Source organism: Acinetobacter sp. IRS14 (genome assembly GCF_034650275.1).
In the GTDB taxonomy this organism is placed as follows: Bacteria; Pseudomonadota; Gammaproteobacteria; order Pseudomonadales; family Moraxellaceae; genus Acinetobacter; species Acinetobacter oleivorans.
This window is the reverse complement of sequence record NZ_JAOVFN010000001.1, coordinates 57,085-80,602: the sequence shown is the minus strand read 5'-3', so window position 1 is coordinate 80,602 and position 23,518 is coordinate 57,085. Positions and strand designations below refer to the sequence as shown.

25 protein-coding genes are annotated in these 23,518 nt (G+C 36.6%); 15 read left to right on the top strand and 10 right to left on the bottom strand.

All coding sequences use genetic code 11. The annotated features are described in order from the left end of the window. Nucleotides 1–63 precede the first annotated feature (63 nt). The 3 genes from ODQ17_RS00395 (at nucleotide 64) to ODQ17_RS00385 (ending at nucleotide 2,208) form a co-directional block, all read left to right on the top strand. Entirely contained in the window at nucleotides 64–537 is a 474-nt protein-coding gene (locus ODQ17_RS00395; RefSeq protein WP_322900986.1) for a GrpB family protein, read from the top strand. 106 nt (nucleotides 538–643) lie between these two features. Then, nucleotides 644–1,729, top strand: a complete 1,086-nt coding sequence (gene trmA, locus ODQ17_RS00390) for a tRNA (uridine(54)-C5)-methyltransferase TrmA (protein ID WP_322900984.1) — start codon at nucleotides 644–646, stop codon at nucleotides 1,727–1,729. A 248-nt stretch (nucleotides 1,730–1,977) separates the two neighbouring features. Beyond that, nucleotides 1,978–2,208, top strand: coding sequence for a hypothetical protein (locus ODQ17_RS00385; protein WP_003651412.1), 231 nt, complete (start codon nucleotides 1,978–1,980; stop codon nucleotides 2,206–2,208). A 35-nt stretch (nucleotides 2,209–2,243) separates the two neighbouring features. Here ODQ17_RS00385 and ODQ17_RS00380 read toward each other — a convergent pair whose 3' ends face one another. Next, on the bottom strand, nucleotides 2,244–2,990 hold the full coding sequence (locus ODQ17_RS00380; protein WP_322900982.1) for a phosphodiester glycosidase family protein: 747 nt from the start codon (nucleotides 2,988–2,990) through the stop codon (nucleotides 2,244–2,246). 193 nt (nucleotides 2,991–3,183) lie between these two features. On the opposite strand from ODQ17_RS00380, the gene ODQ17_RS00375 reads away from it, so the two are divergent. Continuing rightward, on the top strand, nucleotides 3,184–3,774 hold the full coding sequence (locus tag ODQ17_RS00375) for a lecithin retinol acyltransferase family protein (RefSeq protein ID WP_013198108.1): 591 nt from the start codon (nucleotides 3,184–3,186) through the stop codon (nucleotides 3,772–3,774). 45 nt (nucleotides 3,775–3,819) lie between these two features. Here the strand turns inward: ODQ17_RS00375 and ODQ17_RS00370 are convergent, their stop codons facing one another. Beyond that, nucleotides 3,820–4,410: a YceI family protein gene (locus ODQ17_RS00370; RefSeq protein ID WP_005304638.1), complete on the bottom strand. Its 591-nt coding sequence runs from the start codon at nucleotides 4,408–4,410 to the stop codon at nucleotides 3,820–3,822. A gap of 216 nt (nucleotides 4,411–4,626) precedes the next feature. Here ODQ17_RS00370 and ODQ17_RS00365 point away from each other — a divergent pair, with 216 nt between their 5' ends. Continuing rightward, nucleotides 4,627–5,034: an OsmC family protein gene (locus ODQ17_RS00365; protein ID WP_005304635.1), complete on the top strand. Its 408-nt coding sequence runs from the start codon at nucleotides 4,627–4,629 to the stop codon at nucleotides 5,032–5,034. A 57-nt stretch (nucleotides 5,035–5,091) separates the two neighbouring features. On the opposite strand, the gene tkt is transcribed toward ODQ17_RS00365, so the two are convergent. Next, the gene (tkt, locus tag ODQ17_RS00360; protein WP_322900978.1) at nucleotides 5,092–7,080 is read right to left on the bottom strand and encodes a transketolase; all 1,989 of its coding nucleotides are present in this window, start codon (nucleotides 7,078–7,080) and stop codon (nucleotides 5,092–5,094) included. A gap of 539 nt (nucleotides 7,081–7,619) precedes the next feature. Between tkt and metK the strand changes: the two genes are divergently transcribed. Next, nucleotides 7,620–8,786: a methionine adenosyltransferase gene (gene metK, locus ODQ17_RS00355; RefSeq protein WP_004792802.1), complete on the top strand. Its 1,167-nt coding sequence runs from the start codon at nucleotides 7,620–7,622 to the stop codon at nucleotides 8,784–8,786. Nucleotides 8,787–8,911: 125 nt separating this feature from the next. Here the strand turns inward: metK and ODQ17_RS00350 are convergent, their stop codons facing one another. Continuing rightward, nucleotides 8,912–9,160 (bottom strand): hypothetical protein, encoded by a 249-nt coding sequence (locus ODQ17_RS00350; protein ID WP_005304620.1) that lies wholly within the window; start codon nucleotides 9,158–9,160, stop codon nucleotides 8,912–8,914. A gap of 258 nt (nucleotides 9,161–9,418) precedes the next feature. On the opposite strand from ODQ17_RS00350, the gene ODQ17_RS00345 reads away from it, so the two are divergent. Continuing rightward, nucleotides 9,419–9,613: a hypothetical protein gene (locus ODQ17_RS00345; protein WP_322900975.1), complete on the top strand. Its 195-nt coding sequence runs from the start codon at nucleotides 9,419–9,421 to the stop codon at nucleotides 9,611–9,613. A gap of 64 nt (nucleotides 9,614–9,677) precedes the next feature. Here the strand turns inward: ODQ17_RS00345 and ODQ17_RS00340 are convergent, their stop codons facing one another. After that, nucleotides 9,678–10,241 carry an FxsA family protein gene (locus tag ODQ17_RS00340; protein WP_322900973.1) on the bottom strand — a complete coding sequence of 188 codons (564 nt, stop codon included), beginning with the start codon at nucleotides 10,239–10,241 and terminating at the stop codon, nucleotides 9,678–9,680. 499 nt (nucleotides 10,242–10,740) lie between these two features. Here ODQ17_RS00340 and blaOXA point away from each other — a divergent pair, with 499 nt between their 5' ends. Then, complete coding sequence (gene blaOXA / locus ODQ17_RS00335) at nucleotides 10,741–11,562, top strand: OXA-213 family carbapenem-hydrolyzing class D beta-lactamase (protein ID WP_322900971.1); 822 nt, start codon at nucleotides 10,741–10,743, stop codon at nucleotides 11,560–11,562. Nucleotides 11,563–11,639: 77 nt separating this feature from the next. Here the strand turns inward: blaOXA and ODQ17_RS00330 are convergent, their stop codons facing one another. Together ODQ17_RS00330 and ODQ17_RS00325 are read right to left on the bottom strand one after the other, a co-directional pair. Continuing rightward, complete coding sequence (locus ODQ17_RS00330; protein WP_322900969.1) at nucleotides 11,640–12,185, bottom strand: GNAT family N-acetyltransferase; 546 nt, start codon at nucleotides 12,183–12,185, stop codon at nucleotides 11,640–11,642. Then, nucleotides 12,182–12,775 (bottom strand): helix-turn-helix domain-containing protein, encoded by a 594-nt coding sequence (locus ODQ17_RS00325; protein WP_322900968.1) that lies wholly within the window; start codon nucleotides 12,773–12,775, stop codon nucleotides 12,182–12,184. The genes ODQ17_RS00330 and ODQ17_RS00325 overlap by 4 nt, the downstream gene beginning before the upstream one ends. A gap of 198 nt (nucleotides 12,776–12,973) precedes the next feature. Between ODQ17_RS00325 and ruvC the strand changes: the two genes are divergently transcribed. Beyond that, nucleotides 12,974–13,519 carry a crossover junction endodeoxyribonuclease RuvC gene (gene ruvC / locus ODQ17_RS00320; RefSeq protein WP_002121356.1) on the top strand — a complete coding sequence of 182 codons (546 nt, stop codon included), beginning with the start codon at nucleotides 12,974–12,976 and terminating at the stop codon, nucleotides 13,517–13,519. A gap of 7 nt (nucleotides 13,520–13,526) precedes the next feature. Here the strand turns inward: ruvC and ODQ17_RS00315 are convergent, their stop codons facing one another. Beyond that, entirely contained in the window at nucleotides 13,527–14,984 is a 1,458-nt protein-coding gene (locus ODQ17_RS00315) for an NAD(P)H-hydrate dehydratase (protein WP_322900965.1), read from the bottom strand. Between the two features lie 26 nt (nucleotides 14,985–15,010). Here ODQ17_RS00315 and queG point away from each other — a divergent pair, with 26 nt between their 5' ends. Continuing rightward, nucleotides 15,011–16,111 carry a tRNA epoxyqueuosine(34) reductase QueG gene (gene queG, locus ODQ17_RS00310; protein WP_322901475.1) on the top strand — a complete coding sequence of 367 codons (1,101 nt, stop codon included), beginning with the start codon at nucleotides 15,011–15,013 and terminating at the stop codon, nucleotides 16,109–16,111. Between the two features lie 87 nt (nucleotides 16,112–16,198). After that, a complete protein-coding gene (gene bioB / locus ODQ17_RS00305) occupies nucleotides 16,199–17,188 on the top strand; it encodes a biotin synthase BioB (protein WP_004792815.1) in 990 nt (329 codons plus the stop codon). Between the two features lie 47 nt (nucleotides 17,189–17,235). On the opposite strand, the gene ODQ17_RS00300 is transcribed toward bioB, so the two are convergent. Beyond that, nucleotides 17,236–17,448 (bottom strand): hypothetical protein, encoded by a 213-nt coding sequence (locus ODQ17_RS00300; protein ID WP_049836495.1) that lies wholly within the window; start codon nucleotides 17,446–17,448, stop codon nucleotides 17,236–17,238. Between the two features lie 63 nt (nucleotides 17,449–17,511). After that, on the bottom strand, nucleotides 17,512–17,862 hold the full coding sequence (locus ODQ17_RS00295) for a hypothetical protein (protein ID WP_004792817.1): 351 nt from the start codon (nucleotides 17,860–17,862) through the stop codon (nucleotides 17,512–17,514). Nucleotides 17,863–18,307: 445 nt separating this feature from the next. Here ODQ17_RS00295 and ODQ17_RS00290 point away from each other — a divergent pair, with 445 nt between their 5' ends. From ODQ17_RS00290 to ODQ17_RS00275, 4 genes are all read left to right on the top strand, one after another. Next, nucleotides 18,308–18,844, top strand: a complete 537-nt coding sequence (locus tag ODQ17_RS00290; protein ID WP_421613622.1) for a fimbrial protein — start codon at nucleotides 18,308–18,310, stop codon at nucleotides 18,842–18,844. A gap of 73 nt (nucleotides 18,845–18,917) precedes the next feature. After that, complete coding sequence (locus tag ODQ17_RS00285) at nucleotides 18,918–19,661, top strand: fimbrial biogenesis chaperone (RefSeq protein ID WP_322900962.1); 744 nt, start codon at nucleotides 18,918–18,920, stop codon at nucleotides 19,659–19,661. Nucleotides 19,662–19,801: 140 nt separating this feature from the next. Then, complete coding sequence (locus ODQ17_RS00280) at nucleotides 19,802–22,258, top strand: fimbria/pilus outer membrane usher protein (protein WP_322901473.1); 2,457 nt, start codon at nucleotides 19,802–19,804, stop codon at nucleotides 22,256–22,258. Next, on the top strand, nucleotides 22,255–23,274 hold the full coding sequence (locus ODQ17_RS00275; protein WP_111853736.1) for a fimbrial protein: 1,020 nt from the start codon (nucleotides 22,255–22,257) through the stop codon (nucleotides 23,272–23,274). The genes ODQ17_RS00280 and ODQ17_RS00275 overlap by 4 nt, the downstream gene beginning before the upstream one ends. The last annotated feature ends 244 nt before the right edge of the window (nucleotides 23,275–23,518 follow it).

The following is a 23,518-nucleotide window of genomic DNA, read 5'->3' as shown; positions in this document are numbered from 1 at the left end:
TTTTTATTTAATAAAGTAATCTATTCTTTAATATATAAATTTTATCAAATCGAGATTCTAATAATGGTCTTTTTAGAACCAGAACAATATCAGCAAAGATGCGCTCAACTTTTTAATTCGTATAAAAAAGATATTTCCACACTTCTACCATTTGCCCAAATTGAGCACATTGGCTCATCTGCAATACCTAATGTAATTTCTAAAGGTGATCTAGATATTTACATTGAAGTTAAACCTGAACATTTTGAATTCGCTATAACGCAGTTAAAAACACTTAATTTTATAGAGAAGCAAAATACACTAAGGACAGAGGAGCTTTGTATGCTCGAATCACTCAACAACGATGATGTGGCATTTCAAATTGTGGTAACCGATTCAGTATTCACATTTTTCTTAACATTTAGAAATAAGCTTATGGATTCTCCAGCTCTAGTCAACGAATATAACCAACTAAAATTAGAATGTAGCCATTTAGACCATGATCAATATAGGACAATAAAAGCAGATTTTATTAATCGCGTTTTGAAACATCCTTAATTTTAACGTTAGTCTTGCTTATTGATATCTAGCTAAAATTGGCTCCTGTAACCCCGTTTTTTTTGATACCATTCACTATTTGATTCTGTCTAAATTTTCTTTGTCTATGACTTCTTCTTATCATCAACAACTTCAAACTAAAATTGACCGCATTACTGCCCAATTTTCTGAATTTACTCCACCTACATTAGAAGTGTTTGAGTCACCTGAACAACATTTCCGTATGCGTGCTGAGTTTCGTATCTGGCATACAGAAAATGACATGTTCTATGCCATGTTTGAACGTAACGATGATGACAAGCAAAAAACAGTTGTACGCATTGATGAGTTTCCTATTGCTGACCAAAGCATTAATGATTTAATGCCAAAACTTTTAGAAGAACTCAAAGCGGAACCCAAGCTTTCTAGCCGTATATTCGAAGCTGATTTCCTCGCTACACTTAGCGGAGAAATGTTAGTTACCTTAATTTATCACCGAAAACTAGATCAAGAATGGGAACAGGCAGCTAAAGCGCTTGCTGAGAAGTTAGACATTAAAATTATGGGTCGCAGTCGTGGCCAGAAAATTATTATTGGCCATGATTTCGTCGTTGAAGAATTCGAACTTTTAAACCGTTCATTTAAATACAAACAAATTGAAAGTAGCTTTACTCAGCCAAATGCACAGGTTTGCAAAAAAATGCTGCAATGGGCATGTGATGCAGCAGAAGGATCGAAAAAACATTTATTAGAGCTTTATTGTGGTAACGGTAACTTTACTCTTCCACTTTCTTTAAAGTTTGAACGCGTTTTGGCAACAGAACTTGCAAAATCCTCTGTTTATGCTGCTCAATGGAACATCGAACAAAATCAGATCGATAATATTCAAGTAGCCCGTCTTTCAGCTGAAGAATTCACTCAAGCTTATCAAGGTGAGCGCGAATTCCGTCGTCTACAAGAAGCAAATATTGATATTCAGAGTTATGATTTTGATACCGTATTTGTTGATCCCCCACGTGCAGGGATTGATGATGAAACTTTGAAATTATTACAAGGTTTTGAACGTATTATTTACATTTCATGCAACCCAGATACATTGTATGAGAACTTAAAAATATTAGGTTTAACTCACCGTATTACTAAGTTTGCATTGTTCGATCAATTCCCTTATACGCATCATGTTGAGTCAGGTGTATTACTTGAGAAGATTTAAACAAAATCTTTCATTGTAAAGTTTTAAATAAGGAGGTTTTGTACCTCCTTATTTTTTAACACTTTATTAGTTAAGTATTTAAATTTTCAAAAAATATCAAGTCATCTATTCGTCATAATTTCGTTTAACTCGAGCATTCCTATCGAAAATTCTTGAGTTCAATTGGTGGATTTATCACTTATAGAGACTTGTATTTTATTTTAAATTGGCTATATTTCGAGCTATGTTAGGTTGTATATGAAGGCTCTATGAGTTTTTGGCAAAAGCTGTTCTTAGCAGATCAACAGCATAACGAGCATAAAAACCAAACTGCTTGTGTTGAAAATGACTGCTCATGTAAAACAAATGAACAACTTCTAAGTGCTCTTGCACTAGCAACAGATGAAGATGTCATTAAGGGAATCAAAAAAGTTCTTATTTCCCGTGGTTATAGCCGAAAAGAGTTAAATGAACTCACTCAAAAACCATCTATTCACTAATAAAAAAGCCAGTCTTGTACTGGCTTTTTTATATTTCACTTTATTTGGCAATCTGTCTGATCAACCGAACCCACTATTGGCCCCATTTCAAATAATTGATCATTACGCTTATTTTTTTGAATATATAAACTAGAAATAGAACCATCAAGATATAAAGCCTGCTCTACCTTAAGATTTCTTTGAAAGAACTGAGCAAATCTGTAGAAACTCACGCTATTTTTCGATATTACAAAGTAGAGCTTATTATTTCGAATACCAACACCATTACGAATTTTATTCGATTGAGAGTCTGGTAAGAAAAGGGAGTTGATCTTCCCATCAATAACTAACATCGGGCCAGATTGTGTCGCATACTCAAGGTTGAAATCTCGTTGGCTATATTGATGCGTTGTTAAAATAAAGGCCTGTTTTTTATTCCAACCTAGCACACCATTCGGCTGTAAAAAGAAATTCCCCAATCCTTTATTTTCATTCAATGGCTGAATCACTTTAGCTTGTTCAACAAATAGCCCTACTGGAGAAAATCCCGGATGAAACATCCCTGCATTCATTGCAAAAGAAAGATGCTCACATCGCTTTAAATTTTTCTGAATATTACTAAAGCTTTTGTAATATTGTTGATTATTGGAATTCTTAAGAAACAGACGTAACTGTTTTAAATTGCTAATTGCAATCACATCATATTGGTCGCCTTCCGCTGTTTTAACTTGCTGATGTTCTATGGCATAGACAGACTGAATCAAAAGACCATATATCGTTAAGCACCACATCAACCATTTCATTTAGTGTTCCCAAGCATGACATTTTTCCTTCATATGAAATCTTTAAATTATATACAATAAAGACAAATAGATTGGGTATGAACCAAACTCATTCATTCGACGTAATCAATACACTCTGCATTGCTGATATTGGTTATAATGGTTGCCAGCTTTTCAATAAAAGCCATTTACACTTTATTGGATCAGCGTAAGCATGCAGCAATCGAATAAACGCTACCCTCTAGGGGCTCATCTCATCGTAAAGCATCTCGGCTATAGCCATCATGGTATATATGCTGGGAGAGGTCGAGTTATCCATTATTCTGGCTTAGCGCATTTCATCAAAAAGCGTCCGATTGAGATCACATCAATAGATGCATTCTCGCATGGCAAAAAAATTCACGTTCGCTCTTATGACACGCCACGCTATAAAGGAAAAGCAGTCGTGCGCCGGATGCGTTCACGCATGCATGAAAACCACTATCATCTCATTATTAACAACTGCGAACATTTATGTAGTTGGGCCATTACTGGAATTGAAAGTAGTACTCAAGTTGAACGTATGATGCACCGATTAACGACCATCGGTTATGTAAGTTCAATCATGAGCTATATGAATGGTATGATGCTCACTGTTGCAACAACATGTTTTGCTCTTGTTCTTTATATTAAAAAGAAATTGCGTGATCAGGCAAAAATGAAAGTCCCTACTTACCAATTCCTTAGAGAAAAATCTGAAAAAAGGAATATTGATCCTTCAGTCCCTTTAGTATTTATAGATCCAGATAAAAAAGAACCAATCTAAATAAAAAAGCCCTCATATTTGAGGGCTTTTGAGAAAACTTATAGCTTATTTTTTAGCTGCATTAGCAACAGTTGCTTCAGTCGTAATGTTTACAGTGATTTTGTCACCAACATTAGGTACATAGTTTCCTAGACCAAAATCAGAACGCTTGAATGAAGTTGTAGCATTGAAACCAATCGCTGGAACTTTTGCCATTGGGTGTTCGCCTTGCTTGTTTAAAACAGCATCAAGCACAACAGGCTTCGTTACACCTTTAACAGTTAAGTCACCAGTAATTTTAAAGTGCTTTTTGTCTTTTGTTTCAACTTTAGTACTTTTAAAAGTAATGTTTGGATATTTAGCTGCATTAAACCAAGCTTCTTCTTGGAACTCTTTATCCAAAGCAGGAACGTTTGTATTTACGCTGCTTAAAGGAATAGTTACATTAACAGATGAGTTTGCTGGTTTAGCATTATCAACTTTAATTACACCTTGGATATCCGAGAAGTTAGCGCTTGGAGTAGAGAAACCAAAGTGATTCCACGAGAAAACAGTAGCTGTATGTGTTGGATCAATTTTGTAGTCGACTGGTGCAGCTAAAGTAACTGAACTAGCTAATGCTACTGCCAAACCGAAGCTTAATGTTTTAAGATGCATTTTTCGTATCCTTTATTGATATAGTCGTTAGTGTATACATCAAGTAATTTAATTCACTATTCTTTATAAAACGATATGTTTCATCCATGCAACAATAAAAGCGTTACAGTTATTATTTAAAAACAATATTATAAAGTATAGGTACTATCGTACCGTGTCTGCACTCTGAAATTAATTCGTTTTTACTTCGATTTTTGATTAATAATAAGGTAAAACATGGCTAACACTGCTCAAGCACAAAGTACTTCCACTCCATATCGAGTAACTCTGACCGATCCTTCAGGTCACCAATGGTTTGCTGATGAACCTACAGATAAAGGTGGGCAAGATACTGCACCAAACCCAGTTCAAATCTTACTGTCTGCTTTAGGTGCTTGCACTACCATCACATTAGAGATGTATGCGAATCTTAAAGGTATTAAGATTGATCATGTTCAAGTGGACTTAGCATTAAACCCAAATGGTGAACCAGAGAAAGGCCAAAATAATATTGAACGCAAAATCACACTCAAAGGTGAATTCACGGAAGACCAACACAAGCGCTTATTAAAAGTTGCCGAGAACTGCCCTATTCATAAATTACTGACGTCTCAAATTAATATTCAAACCGAACTTAGCATTTAATCTCCAAATATAAAAAAAGCGCTCCATAAGGAGCGCTTTTTTACACTACTTTAATATTTAAGCAGTTAATTCTTTTACCGCTGCAACAACAGCTTCAGTTGTAATACCAAAGAATTGGAACAAGTCTTTTGCTGGTGCAGACTCACCATAAGTTGTCATACCAATTACTTTGCCATCAAGACCAACAAACTTCCACCAGTAGTCAACATGAGCTGCTTCAACTGCAACGCGTGCACGGATATGAGCTGGTAATACAGCTTCACGATATGCAGCGTCTTGTTTCATAAACTCTTCTGCACATGGCATAGAAACTACACGCACACCGTCAAGTTGAGCATAAGCTTCCATTGCTAAAGAAATTTCAGAACCAGTGGCAATAATGATTGCTTTCAATTCGCCTTTTTCTTGAGCAAGAACGTAACCACCTTTTGCAACATTTTGAATTTGTTCTTCAGAACGTGCTTGGAATGGTAAGTTTTGACGAGAGAAAATAAGTGCTGTAGGGCCATCTTTACGCTCTAGAGCAGATTTCCACGCAGTAGCAGTCTCTACAGTATCAGCAGGACGCCATGTATTTAGGTTCGGTGTACCACGTAAAGAAGCAATTTGTTCGATTGGTTGGTGAGTTGGACCATCTTCACCTAGACCAATTGAGTCGTGTGTATAAACATGAATTACACGTTGTTTCATCAATGCAGACATACGCACTGCATTACGAGCATATTCCATAAACATTAAGAATGTTGCAACGTAAGGAACAAAGCCGCCATGCAATGCAACGCCATTCGCAATTGCAGTCATACCGAACTCACGTACGCCATAATACACGTAGTTACCAGCTGGGTTTTCTTGAATGCCTTGGCAACCTTTCCAAAGCGTTAAGTTAGAACCAGCTAAGTCAGCAGAACCACCTAGTAATTCAGGCAATAAAGGACCAAATGCTTGTAATGTGTTTTGGCTCGCTTTACGTGTTGCGATGGTTTCGCCTTTCGCATTTGTTTCACGAATGAATGCATCTGCTTGTGCTGCAAATTCAGCTGGTAAATCACCGCTAATACGACGAAGTAACTCAGCTGCTTCAGTTGGATATTTTGCTTGATATTGTGCAAATACCGCATCCCAAGCTGCTTCAGATTCAGTACCTTTTGCTTTCGCGTCCCATGCAGCATATACATCAGCAGGAATAACGAATGCTTCTTCTTTCCAACCTAATGCTTCACGAGTTAAAGTAATCTCATCTTTACCTAATGGCGCACCATGACAGTCTTCTTTACCTTGCTTATTTGGTGAACCTAAACCAATAATGGTTTTACACATAATGATTGTTGGTTTTTGAGTTTCACCTTTTGCTTCGATTGTTGCTTGACGAATCGCATCAGCATCATGCCCATCTACACGAAGAACTTGCCAACCATAGGCTTTAAAACGCTCTTCTGTATCATCGCTGAACCAGCCTTCTACTTCACCATCAATTGAAATGCCATTGTCATCATAATAAGCAATCAATTTACCAAGCTGTAAAGTACCTGCTAAAGAACATACTTCGTGAGAAATACCTTCCATTAAACAGCCATCGCCTAAGAAACAATAAGTAAAGTGATCAACTACTTTTAAATCATCTTTATTGAACTGAGCAGCTAAAGTCTTTTCTGCCAATGCAAAACCAACAGCGTTTGCAATACCTTGGCCTAAAGGACCAGTAGTAGTTTCAATACCTGGTGCATAACCATATTCAGGGTGACCAGGAGTTTTTGAATGTAATTGACGGAACTGTTTTAAATCTTCAATTGAAAGATCATAACCTGTTAAATGAAGCAAAGCGTATTGCAACATTGAACCATGGCCGTTTGATAAAACGAAACGGTCGCGGTTTGCCCATTGTGGGTTAGTTGGGTTGTGATTTAAAAACTCGCGCCAGACGACGTCAGCAATATCTGCCATCCCCATTGGAGCACCAGGATGCCCTGAGTTTGCCTGTTGCACAGCATCCATTGCCAATACACGAATTGCATTTGCAATACGACGTTCGTTTAAAGGGGTCGTCATAAGATCAGAATCCAATTTTAATAGATTGATGAAAAGAAGAAGATGAATAACAATTCAATGCCGCTATATTGTCTTAAAAAAAAGGCTGAGGGTAAACCCCAACATAGTATATTTCTTTATTTTTAACCGTTTCTTGGTTACACAAAAATCATTTGGACCTTTAAGTTATACAAAACAGTGCTCATTTTCTTAAATACTGCTCCCCTATACGACCAGACCGTTCTATTAGACTTTGATATATAGATAAAATATTTTGAAACCTCTATCTAGGTTGATCATGTTTTCTTTTCTTTAAAATCCCACTTAGGAGACATAATCTTTTTGTTAATTCATATGTCTAAAAAGTACTCTAATAACTTGTTATTAAAATACCAATACTTTAAATAAACATTCTTTATATCAATTTTACTAATACACTTATCAATTAAAACACAGTATAAATGAAACAAATTCATGCTTTTTGGTCAGTATGAACTGGTCCTTAAGCTCAAGTCGATGTAACATATTATGTCTTTTGAAATAACCAAGATAGGACTTTCATGCGCGAGTACGCTGTTTTTACCTCGGAATCTGTAAGCGAAGGTCATCCCGATAAAATGGCCGACCAAATTAGCGACGCTATTTTGGATGCAATCTTAAAAGAAGACCCATACGCACGTGTTGCATGTGAAACACTGGTAAAAACAGGCGCTGTTGTACTTGCTGGTGAAGTAACAACGACTGCTAATATTGATGTTGAAGCTGTTGTTCGTAATACTGTTAACGGTATTGGATACCACCACTCTGATCTTGGCTTTGATGGATCAACATGTGCTGTAATCAATATGATTGGTAAACAATCACCAGAGATTGCACAAGGTGTAGACCGTCAAAAACCTGAAGATCAAGGTGCCGGTGACCAAGGTTTAATGTTCGGTTATGCAAGCCGTGAAACAGATGTTTTAATGCCTGCTCCGATTTCTTATGCTCACCGTTTAATGGAACGTCAGGCTGAACTTCGTCGCTCAGGCACACTTCCATGGTTACGCCCAGATGCAAAAAGCCAAGTTACTTTTGCATATGAAAATGGCAAGCCTGTACGTCTAGATGCAGTTGTTTTGTCTACTCAACATGATCCTGAAATTACTCAAAGCCAGCTTAAAGAAGCTGTTATTGAAGAAATTATCAAGCCGATCATTCCTGCGGAAATGTTCCACGCTGCGACTAAATTCCACATTAACCCAACAGGTATGTTCGTTATTGGCGGCCCTGTAGGTGACTGTGGTTTAACAGGTCGTAAAATTATTGTTGATACATACGGTGGTATGGCTCGTCACGGCGGTGGTGCTTTCTCTGGTAAAGATCCATCTAAAGTTGACCGTTCTGCTGCATATGCAGGCCGTTATGTTGCAAAAAATATTGTAGCAGCTGGTCTTGCTGACAAATGTGAAATTCAGGTGAGTTACGCAATTGGTGTAGCAGAACCTACTTCAATTTCAATTAATACATTTGGTACAGCAAAAGTTTCTGATGAGTTGATTATTCAACTTGTACGTGATCATTTCGATTTAAGACCGTTTGGTATTACTCGTATGCTGGATCTTATTCAGCCAATGTATAAACAAACTGCGGCTTATGGCCACTTTGGTCGCGAAGGATCAGATACTGCATTTACATGGGAAAAAACTGATAAAGTTGAAGCTCTTAAAGATGCTGCTGGCCTCTAATATAAAGTCATAAAAAAGCCCGCCAATGAGCGGGCTTTTTTTACAGTTCAAATTTCATAATATGTAGGGTTTACTCTTCTAGCAACCATCCTTGATGCCATATCATTTGTAGCTCTGATCAAAATTTATTGTCTTGTGGTCTTATCATCCTGATTTAATACATCAAGTAATGTTGACTGCGTCGGAGTATCTTGATGGTTCTGAACATAAATATGGACAACTTTAAATACAACGACAACTGCTAGACAAGCCATCACACAAAACATCCACAAACCATACGGGCTTCGAATATGTTGCGAACCACAATATGGACATGATTTATCAGTTGATGCCACAACTTTGTCGCAACACGCACAATGGTATTGATATAGCATAGGTAACCCTCCTTCCCTCATTTCAACCGTTGTTTTTTTAATAGGTTTACTGCATTTTTAATTTATACATCCTTTATATTTATCCTATGTGAAATGAAAAGATAATTCAATCTGAATGAACAATTGAGTCAATTAAAAAATATTATTAAAATACAAAAAGATAAGTTAAATATTATTTTTTTAGCACTATTTTTCTTATTTTGATATTTTGCCAAATTTGCTAAAATAAGCGAATAATCTCACATTTTAGGCAAATGCATGTCTCATACACAGCTGATTAATAAAGGTGGCTTTCGCGAAAGAGCAAACCGAAGTCGAGGTTATCAACAATCTGAAAACAAGCAAACCGCTCTACCTTCAAATAAATATCAACCACAGCCGAAACCACAAGAAGAAACTAAATTAGAAATAGACGATAGTGTTTCATCTGATTCGGTTTCTCAAAATCAATAATAATTTTAGAAATAAAAAAGCTTAAACCCATGAGGTTTAAGCTCTTTCATAACATAATTACTTATTAATCTTTATTTTTATGCTCAATTTCTTTGTGGTTTGGCGTAACATCTCGCGCTTCGCCATCAATAATGTTTGAGTCATGGTATTGGCCTTGACCACCACCTTGCTGATTTTGCATATCTTGCATTTGACGCATTAAATCAGCAAATGGATTTTGTCCTGAAGCATTACCGCCCATACCACCCATCATTTTATTCATCATGGCTTGTTGGCGTTTTGCAAGAGTTCTCATCGCTATGTTACGGAATGCGGTTTGAACACCAGGGATCAAAATTAAAACAGCCAAAACATCAGATACAAGACCTGGCAACATTAATAAGAAACCAGCAAAAGCGTAAGCAAGTTTTTTAGTTACAGTTGGGTCACTACCTAGCTGGCCAGTCATCTGCATTTGCTGTAATTGAGGCATAATACCAGCAGTACTTCTGCGAATAAGCCCCAAACCAATAAAGAAAGCAATAATGAACCAAAAGAACACGTACCATCCACTGATGAACTGTGCTACGCCAATCCATACGGCAATTTCAACAATCGCGCCCAGAACTACAATAAGAAGTAAATTCATGTAAAACTTTATCTATCTCAAAAAGAAAATTCATTGCAGTTTTATTTGACCTAACCCTATCTAAGTTTCATATAAGGATTAAGCATTTCTCTTAACTCTGATTGTTTTGTCTAATTTCTAAAAAATTAACAATACGATCGGATCAATAAGAGTCTGCAATACTGGAGTACATTTGATTTTAACTCGATAAAAACAAACATGCTTTCTTATTAATGAGTGCTGTATCAGGTTTATCAAGTGCCACTTCAATCAGATTTTAAATTTTTTACTTTATTTGAGCGAAAAGGTCTTCGGAAAAGGACGTATTTAGTCAAAGAAGCTCTTCTTTACTTATTAAATTTATGAGTATTCCTTTATTTCCGCTATACGTTTAGAGAACTTCAAAAGTCCCACAGACATGTAAACTTTCCTAAAGAGCTTACATTTTACCTATCTAAAGTCAGTTCTATTCAAGTTAAATTAATTAATAACACTTCACAAATTACACTTAGTCAGAACTATGTATAAAAAAGTCCTTGTCGTTGCAACAGCTACTCTTTTTTTATCTGCCTGCTCTTCTAACATAGTAAAACAACATCAAATACATTCTATTTCCGCGAATAAAAATTCAGAAGAAATTAAATCTCTGTTTGATCAGGCACACACCACGGGAGTTTTAGTGATTAAGCGTGGGCAAACCGAAGAAATTTATGGCAATGATCTTAAAAGAGCATCAACCGAATATGTTCCCGCCTCTACATTTAAAATGCTAAATGCTTTAATTGGACTTGAACATCATAAAGCAACGACAACTGAAGTATTTAAATGGGATGGGCAAAAACGTTTGTTTCCTGATTGGGAAAAGGACATGACTTTAGGTGATGCAATGAAAGCTTCTGCTATTCCAGTTTATCAAGAACTAGCTCGTCGTATTGGACTTGATCTTATGTCTAAAGAGGTAAAACGTATTAGTTTCGGTAATGCGGACATTGGTTCAAAAGTAGATAATTTTTGGCTTGTAGGTCCACTTAAAATTACACCTGAGCAAGAAACCCAATTTGCTTATGAATTAGCTAATAAAACTCTTCCATTTAGTAAAAATGTACAAGAACAAGTCCAATCAATGGTGTTCATAGAAGAAAAAAATGGACGTAAAATTTATGCTAAAAGTGGTTGGGGATGGGATGTTGAACCACAAGTTGGCTGGTTAACAGGCTGGGTCGTTCAACCGCAAGGAGAAATTGTGGCATTCTCACTCAATTTAGAAATGAAAAAAGGAATTCCTAGTTCTATTCGAAAAGAAATTGCTTATAAAGAATTAGAACTACTCGGTGTTTTATAATTTAGGCTCTATAGCCCTGTTTTTATTTCATCATAAACTGGGCTATTTTCTTAAACTTGAGATTTGAGCTTTATGATTTACCCATCAACTGGCTGCTGCGGCGTATTTAAATTTAACTGATAAAAAGCGGCATCCAACCATTGTCCAAACTTAAAACCGACCTGTTTAAAAGTACCTGCATGGATAAAACCCATTTTTTCATGTAAACCAATGCTTGCCTGATTGGTCGCATCAATACAGCCTATCAATACATGTAGCTCGGCCTCTTGAGCACGCTTAATCAACTCTTGCATTAAAATTTTGCTTAGCCCACAACCACGATACTCATGATGAATATAAATACTATGTTCAACAGTATATTTATAGGCAGGAAAAGCCCTGAATGTTCCCCAGCTCGCAAAACCTAATAACTTGTTTGTTTCATCAATAATACCAATCACTGGAAAACCATTTTCTCGTTTAACTGAAAACCAGTTTTTCATCGATTCTTGAGAGCGCGGTAAATAGTCATATAGAGCGGTAGAATTGATGATTGCCTCATTCAGAATATCTAATATAGCCCCAGAATATTCTGTTTCATTACAATCAATTAAACGAAAATTAGAATTGAGGGAATAAGTCATAAAGATTCCTTAACGGCAGAAACAAGTTGATTAGAGACGACTAAAATATAGCGAGCGACTTGAGATGAATTATTACTGTATATAACGGGCTGGTTGAGTTGCATTGCCAAGCAATCCCCTGTGCTTAAAGCATAAGAAGAATCACCTAATTGAATATCAATTTCCCCTTCAACCACCCAGAGTTGCTGTTGTACCACCTTCGAGGTTTCACTAATTTCATACGTAATTCGTGACTGAGGCGGGAATTCGATTTCAACGATTTGAAATGGAGATTTCCAATTTGGCGGTGAAACCTGACGGCGAATATAACCTGTTTCGGGATCTTTCCATTCTGATTGTTGAGTACGCCGAACCATAGGTTGAGGTGATTGATTGTTTTGTGGGACATCAAATAGCTGAGTCAAAGGCACACCTAAACCATTTGCCAGCTTTTCAAGGACAACAGCTGTAGGACTCGCCTCACCTCGTTCAATTAACGAAATTGCAGAACGACTTACCTGACATCGAGTTGCAAGAATATCTAAGGTATATCCACGGGCTAGACGCAATTCACGTACTTGCTGCGCAATGCGTATATTTATATCTTCCATCTGCCGACAGACTTTAATTCCAAAATTATAGATAAGTATTCCATTAAAATAGAATCACATCAAATGATTTTAGAAAATATAAATTGGTTCGATAAAAACCGAAAAATAACCATTCATCACAGCATTCTTTAAATTACTCATGCATAACCGTTTTGGCTATGTAACAATACCCACTGAACTATTTATATAAGTCTTCACATGGCATTGATTATTGGAATTGACCCGGGTTCACGCTTAACAGGTTATGGAATCATTGAAAAAGATGGTAGTAAACTGCGTTTTGTTGATGCTGGTACAATCCGAACTGAAACTCAAGAAATGCCGGAACGCTTAAAACGCATTTTTGCTGGCGTTGAGCGAATTGTGAAATTTCATGGTCCCACTGAAGCTGCGGTTGAGCAGGTCTTTATGGCTCAAAACCCGGACTCTGCTTTAAAACTGGGGCAAGCTCGTGGTGCTGCCATAGCCGCATTAGTTAATTTAGATTTACAAGTTGCAGAATATACTGCCCGTCAAATTAAACAGTCTGTCGTTGGTTATGGTGCCGCAGATAAAGAACAAGTACAAATGATGGTTATGCGATTACTTAACTTGACGATTAAACCTCAATCCGATGCAGCCGATGCTCTTGCTGCCGCAATTTGCCATGCTCATGCATCGGGAAGTATGAGTAAACTTTCTGTCCTTAATGCCTTAGGTGGTATGGCGCGTGGACGAAGCCGCTCTAGCAGTCGTAGACGTTAAAACTTTCTTAGTTCACTACTTGAGTAATTGCTTCATTCATTTGATAAGCCTGTAAACCACGCATACCTTGTTTTGCAAGTTCATCACCTGCCTGAGCATGAAGGGTAACAATCTCATGAAATGCAATTGCCTTATGGAACTGGGCTTTTAGACTTGCAATCATTCCAGCTAATACATCGCCCATTCCACCAGTTCCCATACCAGCATTACCTTCGGTACAAATATACAAGTTATCCTCTAAAATTAAGCTACCTGCTCCTTTAAGTACCCACTGACCCGCATATTTATGTTGCAAGGCATAAATTGCAGCAATTCGGTCATTTTCAATTTGTGCTGTAGAGGAACCAAGTAAGGTAGCAGCTTCTCCCGGATGAGGCGTCGCATAAACATGTGTACCTAATTTTTCAGGCTGCTTGGCAAGAAACCATAAAGCATCTGCATCTAAAACAGTTTCTAGATGTGTACTTTGATTTAACAAATTAAACCATTGCTGATAAATTTGCTTTGCCCAATCGTCACGGCCTAGGCCCATTCCAAAACATACTGCATCAACTTGAGATAAAATCTCACTAATATTTTCTTCATCTAAAGCATTAATATCACGGAGCATAATATTAGGTGCCCGTGACAAAATAGCTTGATGATGCTTTTGATGACAAATCACGGTCACTTTACCTGCACCTGCATGAAAAGCAGCCTCAGCAGCCATAATGACAGCGCCACCCATTTGCTCATGTCCACCAACCACTAAGACATGTCCATAGCTCCCTTTATGACCAAAAGCTAAACGTTTAGGAAGCTTAATACTTGTCGGTGTCAAATAAGCTAATGGTTTCAACTCTTGATCTATTGGAATTAAATTAACTAAATGAACTTGCCCCACATATTCTTTACCTTGACCTGTAAATAATCCTGCCTTAAGACCTAAAACAGTGAAGGTATGATCAGCTCGTATTGCAAAAGGTAAAGCACAGCCTGTATTTGCATGTAAGCCACTCGGTATATCAATCGAAACTTTTAAACCAGATTGTTCATTAAATTGTTGAATAGCTTGTTGCCAATTAGTATTTAATTCACGATTTAAGCCTATGCCAAATAGAGCGTCAATATGGCAATCGAATGTTCTTTTAATATCAAAATCTGAATGAATTTGAACTTTCTTTTCTATCGCAAATTGCACTGCACAATGTAAATCGGTTGATTCACCCAATTGAGCCGCAAATATTTCAACGTGAAATCCAGCTTGCTTTAGATAACTCGCTATAAAGTAGCCATCACCTGCGTTATTACCTTGTCCGCACCAGACAGCAATATTATTAATACTGCGATCTTTAAAAACCTCGAGGAACTGCTGAGCGATTGACCAAGCTGCTTGTTGCATTAAACCTAATGAGGAGTTTTGTGCAGCAAACCAACGCTGCTCCCATGCTCGAATATCATCGCTATGGTAAACTACCGCCTGCATATTATTATCCTCTTGCATTTTGGTTTATGACATCTTCCGACACATCACGCATTGCAGTGCAACAACTTGATCCTCATGAATTAAAAGCATGGATCAAAGCTCAAGCCTTAGATTTGGGTTTTGCTGATTGTGTCATTGCAAAACCAGATGCTCAAGAGCAAATGCCACGTTTTTTAGAATATCTAGATCGTGGTTATCATGCAGACATGACCTATTTAGAAGAAAATCTAGAAAAACGAGCCGACCCTACATTACTAGTTCCGGGCACAAAAAGTATTATTTGCGTTCGTATGAACTATCTTGTGGAATCTCCAAAACCTCGATATGTACCTTTCGAACCCAACTCTGCGATTATCGCCCGTTATGCACGTGGCCGTGATTACCATAAAGTCATGCGTGGCAGATTGAAAACTTTAGCAACAAGAATTCGTGAAAAAGTTGGCGATTTTGAATCTCGCCCTTTTGCAGATTCTGCTCCTATTTTTGAGAAATCATTAGCTGAAAGTGCAGGAATGGGTTGGACAGGTAAGCATACTTTGCTCATTCATAAAAAGTCGGGTTCTTTTTTTGTATTAGGCGAGCTATTTACGTCACTCGATTTACCTTTCGATGAACCTGCAACAGCACATTGTGGTTCTTGTAGCGCTTGTATTGATATTTGCCCGACGCAAGCGATTGTCGAGCCTTATATGCTAGATGCAAGACGATGTATTGCTTACTTAACTATCGAATACAAAGGAATTATTGCTGAAGAATTACGTGCAGGGATTGGTAATCGAATTTTTGGTTGTGACGACTGCCAATTAATTTGTCCATGGAATAGTTTTGCCAAAACTGCGTCCATTAGCGATTTCAATCCTAGAAATGGATTAGACAATATTAGTCTACTGGATATCTGGCAGTGGGATGAAGCCACTTTTTTAGCCAATACAGAAGGTAGCCCTATCCGCCGGACAGGTTATCAATCATTTAAACGTAATATTGCTATCGGATTAGGAAATGCTCCTTATTCAAAAGAAATTGTAGATCAGCTACACAAAGGCAAAAATTTACATGACGAAATCGTCAATGTGCATATTGATTGGGCAATTGAACAGCAACTTAATCAACTTCAGCTATCAAATTAAAAAAATGATGTTTTTTGCCCTATAGCTTTAATACGAATTCTGTATGATTATGTGTAGTGAATTAATGCCATCATCATGGATATGACAATGACTCTACGTAATGATTGGAATCGTGAAGAAATCCAAGCTTTATATGAACAACCTTTTTTGGATTTAGTTTTCAAGGCTCAGCAAGTACATCGTGAGCACTTCACTGCCAATTCGATTCAGGTCAGTACCCTTTTATCTATTAAAACGGGTAAATGTCCTGAAGATTGCAAATACTGCTCACAATCCGCACATTACGAATCAAAATTAGAAGCAGAAAAACGTATCGCTGTAGAAAAAGTGATTAGCGAAGCGAAAGCTGCAAAAGATTCAGGTTCGTCTCGTTTTTGTATGGGTGCTGCTTGGCGTAACCCACATGAGCGCGATATGCCTTATGTTTTAGAAATGGTACGTGAAGTAAAAGCGTTAGGTTTAGAAACATGCATGACTTTAGGCATGCTTAACCAATCTCAAGCAGAACGTCTACAAGTTGCTGGTTTAGATTATTACAATCACAACCTAGATACATCTCGTGAGTACTACTCTCACATCATTAGCACACGCACTTTTGATGATCGTTTAAATACCCTAGATTATGTTCGCCAAGCTGGTATGAAAGTTTGTAGTGGCGGTATTGTAGGTCTAGGTGAAAGTCGTGATGACCGTGTTGGTTTATTGCATGAATTAGCTACCTTGCCAATTCATCCTGAATCAGTACCAATTAATATGCTTGTTCCAATTGAAGGAACACCTTTAGCAGATGTTGAAAAGCTTGATGTAATTGAGTGGATCCGTACTATTGCCGTTGCACGCATTATTATGCCGCATAGCTATATTCGTTTATCTGCTGGTCGTGAGTCATTAAGTGATTCAGATCAAGCATTAGCATTTATGGCGGGTGCAAACTCATTATTCTCTGGTGATAAATTACTCACCACACCAAATGCAGGTGAAGGTAAAGACCAAGCATTGTTTAATAAACTAGGCTTAACCGCAGAAAAACCAAAACCTACAGTTGCTGACTTATCAGTAAATGCAATGAGTGCATAACTTAATGCAGTAGAACAAAAAGCCCTGATGTTTCAGGGCTTTTTTATTTATACAGAAGTAACTAAAATTCCGTAAGTGGCATTAAGAAATGTCCCTACCCGAATAATGTCTTTTCCTGCTGCATGTGTTACAGACAGCTCTTGGCTCAATACATCAAAATTAAAAGAATCAAAAACATCTTGATGGTGTAAGAGCCAAGTCACCGTATCTGCTATATTATCATCCGTAATATAAGTTAAGGCCTTAAAGTCTTTACTCATAAGTAACTCTTAAAAATAAATTTTATGAATTTTATATGAGTTCACTCTACCTTAAAAGAAAATCTAAGCTGCTTTAGGATTCACTAAAGAGCGACCTGACAATAAGCTTGTCAAAGCTTGTGGTGAAAATTCCAAAGAAAGTACATGATTCTTGAGATTAACAGAGTGCTTACTAATCAATGGAAGTAAACCATCTTCTGTTTCAAAGACGTATTCATCTGCAATATTTAAAATACCCTCAAGATTAGTTGTACTTGAAGCAAGATCATGACTAAAGATGTCATAAATCGTCTGTAGGTTAAACGTTGTCTGCTGCTCCGTTGGGTGCTTAATCAGATAATCCTTTAAAAACAAAACTAGTTTATGAGCAAAGAAAAAGTAATTTGGTTTATAGCTATACTTCATACTATTCATGGAACGGAACTCCAGATTATCTTTTATTGAATTACAACTAAAACAGTAGGAATTGAATCTTAAAAAATTCTTAAAAAATAAATTTATTCACAAGATAAATTAAAAAATATTTTTATTATTTAAAAACATACACTTACACAAATAAAATAAACATTTTATCTCAGGAATATTTTAAATTTATATTAATTTAATAAAATACAAATACTTAAATATTACGAGTTTTTTAATTTTATTTTAAAAATGAATCATAAAGTATTTTACCAACTGATAAAAAATATATTTCAAAAAAATTTATTTATAAAAACAATTGATCAAAATATATATAAATATAATGTTCTTCTTGTTTTTTGGTTGAAAAGTGATATATTTCCTTCGCCTTACTTAAGCAGAATAAACTTGCTGAAAAGTAATGGATTTTATTTTAAAAGGCTATTCTGGGGATTTTATGAAAAAGTTTATTTTTATAGCAGCGGTTTCTCTCTTAAATATAACAAATGCACAAGCAGCAGATGGCACAATTACTATTAATGGTCTTGTCACGGATAATACTTGTACTATTGATACTGGAGATAAAAATCTAACAATTAATCTACCTACAGTTTCATCTCAAACTTTAAAAAATGCAGGTGATGTGGCTGGTCGCACACCTTTTCAAATTAATTTAACGAACTGTGCTTCTGCTGGTAAAGTTGCCACTTATTTCGAGCCGGGCGCTACAGTTGACTTTAATACTGGTCGTTTATTAAACCAAGCAACCTCGGGTGCGGCAACAAACGTGAATATCCAGTTGCTAGGCAGTAATAATGCTGTAATCCCAGTACTCGCTACAAGCACGAATAGCACGCAAACCAACTCACAATGGGTAAATGTTTCAGCAGGTGGTGATGCTGACCTTAACTATTATGCTGAATATTATGCTACAGGTGCTTCTACTGCTGGTACGGTAACGTCGCAAGTAAAATACACGATTATTTATCAATAAAATTAAAACTGAAGCTTCTATTTCTAAATAGAAGCTATCTCCTATTTATTATTCATTATTGAGAATATGGCTCATGCTTTTTCGTGGTCGTAAGTTTTTTTGGGGATTAGTTTGCCTACAGGTAGCACTGACTACCACAGGTCATACTGAAATTGTTTTGCATGGAACTCGTGTCGTTTATCCTTCAAATGCACGTGAGATCACATTACAACTAAGCAATAACGGCACAGCTCCGTCTCTTGTTCAAGCTTGGATTGATGATGGAAATGCAAAATCAACTCCCGATGAAGCAAATGTGCCTTTCATTATTACTCCCCCGATTTCACGAGTAGAAGCAACTAAGGGCCAAACTTTAAGAATTACAGCTCTACCTAATTCGTCTCAATTAAGTCAGCAACAAGAATCAATTTTCTGGCTTAATGTTTTAGATATACCTCCTAAACCCGAAGGCAAAACTCAACAAGACCAAAGTACCCCAATTTCTAATAATTTTTTACAGCTCGCTGTACGTTCGCGAATTAAATTCTTTTATCGTCCTATAGATCTAAAAGAAAATATTGAACAGCTAAGTGAAAAAGTTCAATGGAAAATAAATGATCAATATCTAGTAGTAAAGAATCCGACTCCCTTTTTCCTCACTATCATTTCCATTTTTCAAGGAACTGAAGGCCATAAAGCAGACTTGTTACAACAAGGTTTAATGGTTGCCCCTTTTTCTGAAGATAAAATAAAACTAAAGAATAAAAATGTAGTAGATATGAGCTTTGTATATATCAATGATTACGGCGGAAGAGTTGAGCATCCAATAAAATTCTAACCTTACTATATTACTTAAAAAAACCTAAATACCTATCATGAATAGGCTCTAAAACTATGTCTAAATGGTTTATACCTTATATATGTTTAAAAAGCCCTTTTACTTGTTATGTGGCCTCAAGTATTGCGTTATTTATGCCTTTGGCAGCATATGCACAAAATAATGTTGATGTTTCAGGTTTCTCAAAAGCAGAATTTGATAGCAATTTTTTAGTAGGTAATGCACAAAAAATTGATATTGGTCGTTTCAAATATGGAAACCCCATCTTAGCTGGCGAATATAGCTTAGATGTCTATGTTAATGGTCAATGGTTGGGTAAACGACGCATGCGCTTTAATGCCAGCTCTCCTAACGTAAATGCCGAAACCTGTTTTACAGAAGCCATGTTACTAGAATATGGCGTAAAAGCTGATGTGCTTAACCAACATTCTCATATATCCTCTCTTTCTTGTGATGCACTAGGTCATTGGATAGATAATGCTTTTTATTTATTTGATAGTTCTCGTTTAAGAATTGATATCTCTATCCCCCAAGTCACATTAGAAAAAAATGCACAGGGCTATATCGATCCACATCTTTGGGATCGAGGTATTAATGCAGCTTTTTTGACATATAACGCGACTGCTTATCGAATAGTTAACGAACAACATGAAAGTACATATGCTTTTATGGGGACTAATCTTGGAGCAAATTTAGCGAGTTGGCAATTTCGCCATAATGGACAATGGAAATGGCAAGACCATACTGATTTTCAATCTGATAATTCTTCTTATACTTCAACAAATACTTATATACAAAAAGCATTTCCGAAAATTCATGGTGTTGTGACTTTAGGCGATTATTTTACTAATAGTGATTTTATCGATTCTTTACCATATCGCGGTGTAAATATTTCAAGTGATGACCGAATGCTTCCAAACAGTATGCTCGGTTATGCTCCCAGAGTGAGAGGTTATGCAAAAACCAATGCGAAAGTCGAGGTTAGACAACAAGGCAACTTAATTTATCAAACAACAGTACCGCCCGGAAACTTTGAAATTAATGATCTTTACCCAACAGGATTTGGGGGCGAGCTACAAGTTTCGGTAATTGAATCTAATGGCGTAATTCAGAAATTCGCTATTCCCTATGCTTCTGTCGTCGAAATGCTACGCCCGCAAATGAGTCGATACTCTTTCACATTAGGACAGTTTCGAGATTCAAATCTAGGTCTAAATCCTTGGCTAATACAAGGTAAGTATCAACGGGGAATTAATAATTACCTCACAACTTACACCGCACTTCAAGCAACGCAACAATATCTCTCACTCTTACTAGGTACGGCTTTTTCAACACCTATTGGAGCGATTTCTTTTGATGCTACCCAGTCAAAAACTGAGTTTGATCATCAACCTAGAATGACTGGGCAAAGCTATCGTTTAAGCTACAGTAAGTTATTTTCCCCAACAAATACTAGTTTAACATTAGCGACTTATCGCTATTCAACTGAAAACTACCTCAAATTGCGTGATGCAATTTTAATTCAAGATTTACAAAAGCAAAATATTGATAGCTTTTCCGTAGACAAACAAAAAAGTGAATTTCAGATTACTTTAAATCAGGTACTTCCAAAGCAATGGGGAAATTTTTACTTAGTCGGTTCATGGATAAATTATTGGAATCAACCCAAGACCAATAAACAGTTCCAATTAGGTTATAGCAATCAATTTAAAGATTTAACTTATAGTTTATCTGCAATGAGCAGCAAGATTGAAGAAGACGGCGCTCGCACAGGACAAGATACACAGTACCTTGCTTCTTTCTCTTTTCCATTAGATTTTAAGAAAAATTCTCTGACTTTTAATAGTGTTATTGGTGACGACAGTCAGATTTTAAGCTTCAGTGGCTTTACAGGAAATCGCTTAAACTACGGCGCATCAATTTCTAATCAGGACCATGATCAAACCAACCTAAATATTAATGGCACCTATAAAACAAACTATACAACACTTGGTGCTTCATTCAGTCATGCAGATTCATACCAACAAGAAATGCTTAGCTTCAGTGGCAATGTTGTTGCACATTCTCAAGGAATTTTGTTTGGGCCAGATCAAGCCCAAACCATGGTGTTGGTCTATGCGCCGGATGCTACTGGAGCACAAGTCGGTAATACACCCGGGCTAAGTATTAACAAAAACGGATATGCCGTTATTCCCTATGTTACGCCTTACCGTATGAATGACATTAGTCTTGACCCGCAAGGCATGTCTACCCAAATTGAACTTGCTGAAAGTAGTTTACGGATTGCACCCTATGCAGGCTCAATCACTAAAGTCCAATTCTCAACAAAAAAAGGTTATGCACTTTTTATTAATACAACAACATTAGATGGTTCACATCTACCTTTTGCCGCACAGGTATATAACCAGAATAACGAAGTAATAGGCATTGTCGCACAAGGCAGTCGCATTTATTTACGAACACCCTTAACCCATGATCGTTTATATGTGAAATGGGGAAATACGAGTACTGAAAAATGTGAGATTGAATACGATATAGCGGATCAAATAAAGCATAACAACCAACCAATTATTATGACAAAGGCAGTCTGTAAATGAATAATATTTTAAAAAAAATTGGATTTTTGGCAGTGAGTCTATTTGCTTATAGCCATACAAATGCAAATTGTAATTTAAGTAAAGGATTTACTACCGTCGATATTCCGATGACGATAGGTAAAATCGTAGTAAAACCAAACGATCCAATAGGAACGATCTTACAAAAGAATACTTTTACAATATCTCCTAATAATTCGACTGCAACTTGTAATCGAGCAAGTGATCAAATTATTGCAGCTCTCCCCTTAAATTATCCAATTAGCCCAATAGGCAATAATGTTTATGCCACCAATATTCCGGGTATTGGGATTCGTCTTTATCGCGAAGCTGCCGATGCTTCAGATTTTTCAGGATATTATCCTTATAGACGTACATTAACACCCAATCAAACCTATACACTTTCCCCTGGATATTTTGTTATGGAAGTTATTAAAACTGCCATGACAACTGGTTCTGGTGCACTAGTTGCAGGCCGTTACAGTACCTATTACGTATCAGGGCAACAGAACCGCCCATTTTTAACCACTACTGTATTAAGTAATGCCCCTATTCTTATTGCGTCTTCATCTTGTGAAATTCAAAATGGTGTAGATTCACCAGTTCAACTTCCAACCGTGATGAAATCAGGCTTTAGAGCGATTGGGTCAACCCAAGGGGAACAGAATTTTAATTTATCGATCTTATGTAATGGTGGCGAAAACAACTCTGGTATCGCTACAAGCAATACGATCAGCTTAAGTTTTGATTATAATTCTGATACCTCCAATAATCAGGTGATTAACAACAGTGCTGCGAATTCAATAAAAGCTAACGGCGTTGGTGTTGAACTGTTATGGAATATGAATGGGGCAAATAAGCCGATTCAAAAAGCAACCAAACTCAATATAGGTAGCGTGAGTTCCAACCAAACTGTTGAATATGATATTCCTTTAACTGCCCGTTATTATCAGACCGCCACCAATGTGACCGCAGGTGAGGTTAAAGCTACAGCGACGGTGACGATTCAATATGATTAACTATTCTCTATAAAATTACTAAAAAAATAAGCTTAACGATACCAAGGGAACACAAAGGCTATTTTTTAAAACTTTGTAGTTCTATTAAAAAATCACATAAAAAAATGCTCATAAGCAAAAATAGCAAATGAGCATTAGTGATAACCACTTAACCTGAAATACAAATTGTGGGAAATAGATCACAATTTGCATGACTATAATTTCAAAAAATAGCTTAAAGATCAAGTCTTTTTTTTAACAAAGA